7 protein-coding genes are annotated in these 8,619 nt (G+C 44.5%); 3 read left to right on the plus strand and 4 right to left on the minus strand.

Annotation, left to right across the window (positions count from 1 at the left end):
• The first annotated feature begins 123 nt into the window (after positions 1-123).
• Complete coding sequence (locus tag RAC86_RS31290) at positions 124-1,584, plus strand: ABC transporter permease (protein WP_224912756.1); 1,461 nt, start codon at positions 124-126, stop codon at positions 1,582-1,584.
• A 15-nt stretch (positions 1,585-1,599) separates the two neighbouring features.
• Entirely contained in the window at positions 1,600-2,280 is a 681-nt protein-coding gene (locus tag RAC86_RS31295; RefSeq protein WP_015382762.1) for an ABC transporter ATP-binding protein, read from the plus strand.
• A gap of 104 nt (positions 2,281-2,384) precedes the next feature.
• On the opposite strand, the gene gerKB is transcribed toward RAC86_RS31295, so the two are convergent.
• The 3 genes from gerKB to gerKA are packed head-to-tail and all read right to left on the minus strand — an operon-like array spanning position 2,385 to position 6,378.
• Positions 2,385-3,506 carry an endospore germination permease GerKB gene (gene gerKB, locus RAC86_RS31300; RefSeq protein ID WP_015715242.1) on the minus strand — a complete coding sequence of 374 codons (1,122 nt, stop codon included), beginning with the start codon at positions 3,504-3,506 and terminating at the stop codon, positions 2,385-2,387.
• Between the two features lie 24 nt (positions 3,507-3,530).
• Positions 3,531-4,754 carry a spore germination protein GerKC gene (gene gerKC, locus RAC86_RS31305; protein WP_003246578.1) on the minus strand — a complete coding sequence of 408 codons (1,224 nt, stop codon included), beginning with the start codon at positions 4,752-4,754 and terminating at the stop codon, positions 3,531-3,533.
• Positions 4,744-6,378: a spore germination protein GerKA gene (gene gerKA / locus RAC86_RS31310; RefSeq protein ID WP_377886402.1), complete on the minus strand. Its 1,635-nt coding sequence runs from the start codon at positions 6,376-6,378 to the stop codon at positions 4,744-4,746. Before gerKA ends, gerKC begins: the two co-directional genes overlap by 11 nt.
• A gap of 125 nt (positions 6,379-6,503) precedes the next feature.
• On the opposite strand from gerKA, the gene RAC86_RS31315 reads away from it, so the two are divergent.
• Positions 6,504-6,725 (plus strand): YczF family membrane protein, encoded by a 222-nt coding sequence (locus RAC86_RS31315; protein WP_015252828.1) that lies wholly within the window; start codon positions 6,504-6,506, stop codon positions 6,723-6,725.
• Positions 6,726-6,739: 14 nt separating this feature from the next.
• On the opposite strand, the gene RAC86_RS31320 is transcribed toward RAC86_RS31315, so the two are convergent.
• Positions 6,740-8,494, minus strand: coding sequence for a right-handed parallel beta-helix repeat-containing protein (locus tag RAC86_RS31320; protein WP_377886403.1), 1,755 nt, complete (start codon positions 8,492-8,494; stop codon positions 6,740-6,742).
• Between the last annotated feature and the right edge of the window lie 125 nt (positions 8,495-8,619).

An 8,619-nucleotide genomic window follows, 5' to 3' on the forward strand; every position in this document is an offset into this window, starting at 1 on the left:
ATTTCATCAACTAGAAATAGATTGTTCATATTTTTTTCATACCTTTGGACTACTATTAATTTATCAGCGGGCACGCCCCAGAGGCGATCTTATCCATAAAAAAACCTATACGGAGGAACATAAATGAACTTTATCAAACGGGCCTTTTGGAATATGAAGGCTAAAAAGGGAAAAACGTTATTGCAATTATTTGTGTTTACAGTCATATGTGTCTTTGTTCTATCAGGCCTTACCATCCAGTCGGCAGCACAAAAATCAAGCGAACTGGCCAGACAGGAACTCGGCGGAAGCGTGACACTTCAGGTTGACCGCCAAAAGCAAATGGAAAAACAGCAGGACAGCGGTGAAAAGCGCAGCTTCGAATCCACACCGATCAAAGTGTCTGATGCGAATAAGCTTGCAGCGCTTGATCATGTGAAGAGCTACAATTACACCACATCAGCTTCAGCCAACGCGGGAAACTTTGATGCGATTGAAAGCTCTAGTTCAAGTGATTCCAGCTCCAGCAGTTCAAGCTCAACCGCTAAAAACAGTCAAGGCGGAGGACAAGGCGGACCGCAAATGGTTCAAGCTGATCTTTCTATTGAAGGTGTCATCAGCACAGCGTTAGTCGATGATTTCTCTGACGGAGATTCAAAAATCACAGACGGACGCGCGATTACAAAATCAGATGTCGGCAAAAAAGTAACAGTGATCAACGAAACATTAGCGGAAGAAAATGATTTAAGCGTTGGCGATTCGATCACAATTGAATCAGCAACGGATGAGGATACAACAGTAAAACTGAAGATCGTCGGTATTTATAAAACAACATCTTCTGGTGATGACCAAGCCCAAAATTTCTCTTTCTTAAATCCTTATAACAAGCTTTATACGCCTTACACAGCAACAGCGGCGCTGAAAGGCGACGACTATAAAAATACGATTGACTCAGCTGTTTACTATATGGACGACGCGAAAAATATGGATGCTTTCGTAAAAGCAGCGAAGAAAACATCAATTGACTTCGATACGTACACACTGAATACAAACGATCAGCTTTACCAGCAAATGGTCGGACCGATTGAAAATGTGGCTTCTTTCTCTAAAAACGTGGTGTATCTTGTATCAGTGGCAGGCGCCGTCATCCTTGGCCTGATTGTCATGATGTCAATCAGGGAGCGCAAATACGAAATGGGCGTGTTAATGGCCATCGGTGAAAAACGATGGAAATTGATTGGACAGTTCTTGACTGAGATTCTGATTGTGGCCGTTATCGCTATCGGCCTTGCATCTGTGACGGGAAATCTCGTCGCGAATCAGCTTGGAAATCAGCTTTTATCCCAGCAGATCAGTTCATCAACCGATTCAACGCAAACCGCAAGCGGACAAATGCCCGGCGGCGGTGGCGGCATGGGCAGCAGAATGTTCGGCCATAGTTCATCAAACGTGGACGTTATCGATTCACTGAACGTCGCGGTTTCTATGAACGACATGCTTATTCTTGGCGGGATCGGCATCCTAATCGCAATCATTGCAACATTGCTGCCGTCAATTTCAGTACTGCGGCTTCATCCGAAAACGATATTGACAAAACAGGAATAGAAAGAGGCGGAACCTATGAGCTTATTAGAATTTCAACAAGTCGGCTACTGGTATAAAGACAAAAGCCAGCCATTGTTTCAGGATATTAACATCAGCTTTCAAAAAGGCAAATTCTACACAATCGTCGGCACATCAGGGACGGGGAAAACCACTTTCCTGTCTCTGGCAGGCGGACTTGACGCACCAAAAGAAGGAAACATCCTTTACGACGGAAAAGCGGTTTCTAAAATCGGCTTAACCAATTTCAGAAATCAATATGTATCAATTGTCTTTCAGGCGTACAACCTGCTCCCGTATATGACGGCTTTGCAGAACGTCACAACCGCTATGGAAATCACAGGTTCTAAAGAAAAGAACAAAGAATCATATGCGCTTGACATGCTGCAGAAGGTTGGCATCAACGAAAAACAAGCCCGGCAAAAAGTGCTCACACTGAGCGGCGGACAACAGCAGCGGGTATCAATTACAAGGGCTTTCTGCTGTGACACGGATCTTATCGTAGCCGATGAACCGACCGGAAACCTTGATGAGGACACATCAAAAGAAATTGTACGCCTCTTTCAAGATCTGGCGCACAAGGAAAATAAATGCGTCATTATGGTGACGCACGATGAACAAATTGCAAAAGTGTCAGACATCAATATCAGACTTTCAAGAGGAAGCTTTACTGTGAAGGAAAACGTCGCAGTCGTATAACAAAACGCGCCTCTGCCAGTGCAGACAGGGGCGCACCCTATATCCCCCTTTTATATAGAAGTGAACATAAAAAGAGCGGCGGCTGCATCCCCCCGCTCTTTTTATCATTTTTTTGCTTCCTCCCCTTTTGACTTCTCTCTTCGTTTCTTTTTCCAAACAGCCACAATAAACAGAAAGAGCGGAAACAATAATTGAAAAGGCAAATGAATATACAGCGGCACCACATTCAGGCCTTCATTCAAGTGCTCCGAAAAGTTAGTCGCGATCGTTATAGAAAGGATTAAGATGCCCAATCCCATCGGATAAGCCAATTGAGAGGGATTCTTTTCCTTAAAGAGCGTAGATGTCCCAACCACAGTGGCATATAAGTAGAGGCTGACCTTAAAGAAGCCGCCGATGATCAGCGCCAGCATAAAAAAGACATCGAGCCGGTCTAAAAATTCTTCGACCTTGATTGTCTGGATCGTGCTTAAAAGCGGAAACTGGGATCTGAGTGTAAGATCAACATCAAGCACGCTGATATTAATCGCCACGGTGAGCGCCACAACCAATCCGCTAATAGCCATGGCGATCATCCCCATTTTTTTCACATCTTTTCTATCATTCAGGTTAGGGAAAATCATCACAAATAAAACAACTTCACCAAATGGGACGTACATGGTCTGCGTGAAAACAGAGTGAAGGATAGGAGAGATACCGTTTGCCAAAACCGGCTTTAAATTGTGTGGGTCTATAGTCCCTGAGACAATAATCAGCACGAGGCCGATCGCGCCCAGTAAATACATGGCCCCGAAAAGAAGTTCGGCCGCGCGTGCGAGTACTTCAATTCCTTTTCTTACGGCATATATGCTTACTACCATTAATAAAGCATTTACAATAATGATAGGTGTATCATGATAAGCAAACGTCAGCAGCATTTCTCCAAAGTCACGCAGCACCCTTGCGGCAATATAGGCAAAGTACAAGATATAGAGAAATGAAAACAGCCAGCTCAGCTTGGTTCCCAGCATATCATCCATATATTCTTTCGGAGAAGAATTCGGATAACATTGATAAATGCCTTGATACAAATAGAAAAGAAACAGTCCGATCGCACAGCCTAATAAAACTGCTATCCAAGCATCCCTGCCCGCCATCGAGCCCGGTGTAATCAATAAGGAGCTGCCCAGTTCAAAAATGATAATCATGACAAACAGCTGCCTTATGCTTATTCTGGCTTTTTCCATCTGTCACTTCCCCTTTCTTCAGACCTAATCATCTTTAAACTGGTGTTTGATCGGATTGTTTCGCAATCCCGTCCTTCTGATATACGTCTCGGCCTTCACATCGATGGGCAGTTCCGGCAAATATTCTTTGTCCCAAGTGTCCTTCATTTTCTCCCACTGCTCCGGATACTTTCTATATATCGTGTCACCAAAACCGATAAAATCTATTTTATTCTTCTTAATCTTTTTCACAGTATGGCTGATTTCCTTTTCAAGCTCTTTGTTGAGCGCTTTTTCAATAGCGGCCAGCACCTTGGGATCAGACAATTGGAAAGGGTATTTGACAGCATCTATAATACCTTCAACCGACACTTTCACATGGATGTACGGACGTCCGTTCCGCATTTTCGGTACCAGCTTTGTATCTTGATGGGTAACCTGCAAGCTGACCGCATCCTTCGTCTTGCCCCAGTCAGCATTAATAAACGTATGCTGGATCTTATTCATAAGCCAGACTGCCCCCACGCTTTCATCATCTTCCAGCCAATACTTTAAATATCCTGCCTTATCAAAAACCGCCAGACCATCTGCCTGAAGAATAGCTTTAGGGTCAGTCGCCTGCGTGTTTTCCATACTGACTCCTTTTTTATCGTCACCAATCATCATATATCCGGGGATGACCGGTGCCATAGTGTTGGCGGCAAGTGTTTTCAAAACGTCCTGAATATTGATTTTGACTACCCGCCCGTATTGTGCCTCCGTGAAATCGAGTGTTTTATTGACTTTATTTGACGGAATTTTATCAATCGGCGTCAAGATTTTCACAATATTTTCTGCTTTTGTTTTATGGGCAACGACGAATGTTGCTGTTGTCCTGAATTCTGTGTCCCGGTCAAGATTATCTAATACAAAATCCAAACCTTCTTCTTTTGCCAGCTTTTCATTGATCACGACTAGATTGGTATGGGCAAAATAAAGCCGCCGTGATACCTTCATGGAGGCTTTTCTGAGTGCTTCCGTTATATTGTTACCTTCAATCGAATAGACAGATACAGGCGGCCTGTCTCCAGCACCGCCTCCCTGAAGGCCGCCGGCAACATTTCCTGGATTGATAATTTGAAGATGCAGCACGTAGTTGCTGTCGTTTGTCCGATCGATGCCAATCGCCGAGATAATCGCAAGATCCGTCAGCTCCCGCTTATCCCAGCAGCCGGGCAGCACAATGACGCTCAAAAGCATGAGAACGGCTAATAGACATTTACGTACCATTCTGATCCCCTTCTTCCAAATCTTTGTTCACCATTCCTCGTGAAGCGGCCGGCTCTGGGCGTTGATCTTGCCCCTGCCGCACCTTATCTTCCTTGCTGACCGATTCCGGCCTTTTTTCATCGGCCCACCACGGAACCCGGAAAAGCGCGTCCTTTACGCCTTGTGAAGAAAAGGGCGCAAGCGGCGACATATATGGAACGCCGAATGAACGAAGACTGCATAAGTGGACAAACATCATAATGATCCCTAAAATCAGCCCGTAAAAACCCATAACAGCTGAGGCAATAATAAAGATAAACCGAATAAGCCGGGCTGAAATCGCCATTGCAAACGCCGGTGTTGCGAAGCTCGCAATCGCGGTGAGTGCCACGATAATCACCATTGCCGGAGAGACGATACCAGCCTGTACGGCAGCCTGGCCGATTACGAGCGCGCCTACGATTGACACTGCCGAGCCAACAACCCGGGGCAGCCTGACTCCCGCTTCCCTCAGAATCTCAAAAGCAACCTCCATCGTCAGCGCCTCCACAACAGCCGGAAACGGGACAATTTCCCGCTGGGCCGCAATGACCACTAACAGCTGAGTCGGTATCATTTCTTGATGAAACGTCGTGGCTGCCACGTATACAGCCGGAGCCACAAGCGAAATGAAAAAGACTAAAACACGAAGAATTCTTATGCTTGTCGCAATGTCAAAACGCGAATAATAATCCTCAACAGACTGAAAAAACTGGACAAATAAGGCCGGGGCAATAAGCACAAACGGTGTTCCGTCCACAATAATCGCGAATCTTCCTTCTAACAGATTACCCGCTACAACATCAGGGCGTTCTGTATGATACATAGTCGGAAACGTCGTAAAGGTTTCATCTTCAATCAGCTGCTCAATATATCCAGATTCCAAAATACTGTCAATATCTATTTTTTCCAGGCGCTGTTTCACTTCCTTCAGCACCTTTTCATCGCATATTCCTTGAATGTACATGAGAGCGATATCCGTATTCGTAACAGAACCTTTTTTCATTTTTTCAACCCATAAATTCGGATTTTTAATGTATCGCCGGATCATGGAAATATTGGTTTGCAGAGACTCTGTAAACCCTTGGCGCGGGCCGCGGAATGACACCTGGGTGCTCGGCTCTTGGATGGAGCGCTGCTCTCCCCCTTGAGTGCTGCAAATCAAAGCTTCATCATGGCCATCAGCAAAAATGAGCGCATTGCCGAGCATTAACTCGGAAAAAAGCTTGTCCCAGCTCTTTTCCGCTTTCACCCCGCCCAGCGGGAGCGTTTTTTCAAGAATTTGCTGGATCGCATGAGTATTCTGGATAGACTCATCCTGTACCAATGGGTCAATTAACGACTCATGGATCGTGTTATTATCGACCAGCCCAGCAATATAGATAACAGCTAGGTGGACATGATCCTGCTCCCCGATTTTAATCTCGCGAATGATGACGTCAGAGCTGCTTCCGACTTCCTTTTTCGTTTCCGCTATATTCTTTGCCAAACTTGGAGAAATGAGAACCGGCCTTTCTTTTTCTTGCTGCTGTTCCTGATTCCTTTCGTCTGTATTCTGCTTGTCTTTTGAATCGGTACTGTTCTTTCGCTTAGAAAATAAAGGCATACACAAATACCTTTCCTTGTCGTTTTCTCATATTCTTCCTTTTAAAATTGAGATTATGCATTAGGGTTAGATGCGGTATAACTTCTCCGCCAACGATAGACACTAAAAGCGGAGGATGATGAAGCATGAAGATATTGGGCGTGACCGGAGTCATATTAATTTGTTTATTAGCTATTTCTGTATTGATGGACATGCTTCAAGGGTTCAGTTTAACAAAAGCCGTTTATAACAATATGTCCAGCTTTAAGATGACAACATTTGCGGAATGGGTCGTGATTTTATTTTTTGTGTTAGTACTTGTGAGAGAAATGTACGTGATCTATAAATCGAAAAAAAAGAACCCCTAGAGGGGGCGCTTTTTTCAGACGATAATATTGCCGTCTATTGCATCACTGCTGTGTTTGTTGATGGTCCCTTTAAAAATGCGGTTGCCGATGATTTTGGAATTGGTTGAGGTGTTTGTTTGAATAGCTGTCGCAGTGCCCGCGGAGAGGTTATTGATGGTGTTTCCTGAGATGATAGAGCCTGCAGAGCCATTGAGATAAATCACAATCGGATTCCCGGCTGTTCTGTTGACTGAAATGGTATTATCAAAAATCTCATGCACACCGGCGCTGATATAGATGGTGACCAAAAGCGGAGATCTCTCTAAGTGGTTGCCGATAATTGAGGTTTTTGCACTTGTGGAGCAGTAAATGGGGTAATTTTTGAACTCTTTAAATGTATTGTTTTTGATGATGGCGCTGGCATTGTTTGTGACGGAAACAGAATATGATTCCGTCACTGCTTCAAACGCGTCAGGATTCAGTGTATTCCCTTCAATCACCGCGTTCCCTTGAGCAATCCAGATGCCCCGGCTGAATTTTCTCAGGAGATTATCTTTAATGATCATATTTCCGCCGGAAACGTTCACACCGTCAACGACTTGAATGAGGCAGTTATTCAGAAAAGCGATGTCATCTGACAGCACTGCGCGAAGACCGATGCTGCGCCTTGTTTCAGACAGTCCGTTTTGAATTTGGTTTCCGTCTACCTTTACGTCGGAAGACTGGTAAACCAATATCCCTGTGTTTTCAAAGTTGCTGATTTTGTTGTTGGTCACAAGAACGCTCTTTCCCCTGACATCAATTCCAGTTGAAAATCCGGTAATGAGGTTGCCAGCGATCACTGCATCACTGGTCTCTTTTCCTTGTGATACACCGAGTCCGGTTATCCCGACTCTTGGCGCAGCCGCCGCGTCTTCAGGGCGCCTCAGTATATTTCCCTTGATCACTGTTTGCGTCCCATATCCGTAGCTGATTGTATTGTCAGAGTGATTTCCTTCTATTAAAATGCCATACCCGTTAAAATTGGTCACAGAACTTGAAACGTTTCCAACAAAGTGGTTATTGCGAATTGATACATTAATCGGTTCCTCATAATCAACGTCACCTTCGCCATATCCTTCAATGTCAATTCCGAATTTCGGGGCTGTTCCATTCCCCGTTCCGGCATCTTCAATCAAGCATTCCTCCACCGTGACCATGTCACATCCGGTAATGGAAATGTTATTTCTCCTCGACCGCCGAACCTCACAGCGGCGGATGATAATTTGCTCTGACGTTCGATAATCTTGATTGGTCTTTAATCCCCTTGGGCTGACTATGATCCCATCGCCGGTAAAATCGGAAATTTTCACATCATCAATGACAACATTCGAGCATCCTTCAATACATATGCCAAAGCCCCATTCATGGGTTGACCTTATCCCCGCCGAGACATACGTATGCTCATCCCGTTCGCCGATAATTTGTCCTCCGGAAATAGTTATATTCTCTTGCTTGCCTACATAAAATGCGGAATAACCCCACGAACTATTCGGTATCACTTTCATGATACATTCGGGGTCCATCATAATCTCAAGGTTGCCGGGAACAATGATCCCCGCGTTTCGAAACCTCTGATTAAGATCTCCGCCAAGCGTTGCGTCTATTAAATATGTTCCCTTTGGAAACCAGACAGTATGATAGCCTTTCGAAACAGCTGTACTGAGGCACTGATTAATCCGTTCTGTCGAATCCGTTTTACCATCTCCAGGAACACCGAAATCCGCTGCATTTAATATGAATTCAGCCAATTGCGAGCCTCCTTCTCTATGATTACTATCATGTTACTCACAAAGGCCCGATCTGCTTGTACATTTCTCTAAAATTTTATTAAAAAAATATAAAGGAATAGTTGTGTAAGAAAATCTCACGATAA

It is taken from the genome of Bacillus sp. LR_5, assembly GCF_042709275.1.

Coding starts and splice junctions, on each gene's coding strand:
- gerKC (WP_003246578.1), bottom strand. CDS start 4,754: ATGGTACGTAAATGTCTATTAGCCGTTCTCATGCTTTTGAGCGTCATT.
- gerKB (WP_015715242.1), bottom strand. CDS start 3,506: ATGGAAAAAGCCAGAATAAGCATAAGGCAGCTGTTTGTCATGATTATC.
- RAC86_RS31295 (WP_015382762.1), top strand. CDS start 1,600: ATGAGCTTATTAGAATTTCAACAAGTCGGCTACTGGTATAAAGACAAA.
- RAC86_RS31315 (WP_015252828.1), top strand. CDS start 6,504: ATGAAGATATTGGGCGTGACCGGAGTCATATTAATTTGTTTATTAGCT.
- gerKA (WP_377886402.1), bottom strand. CDS start 6,378: ATGCCTTTATTTTCTAAGCGAAAGAACAGTACCGATTCAAAAGACAAG.
- RAC86_RS31290 (WP_224912756.1), top strand. CDS start 124: ATGAACTTTATCAAACGGGCCTTTTGGAATATGAAGGCTAAAAAGGGA.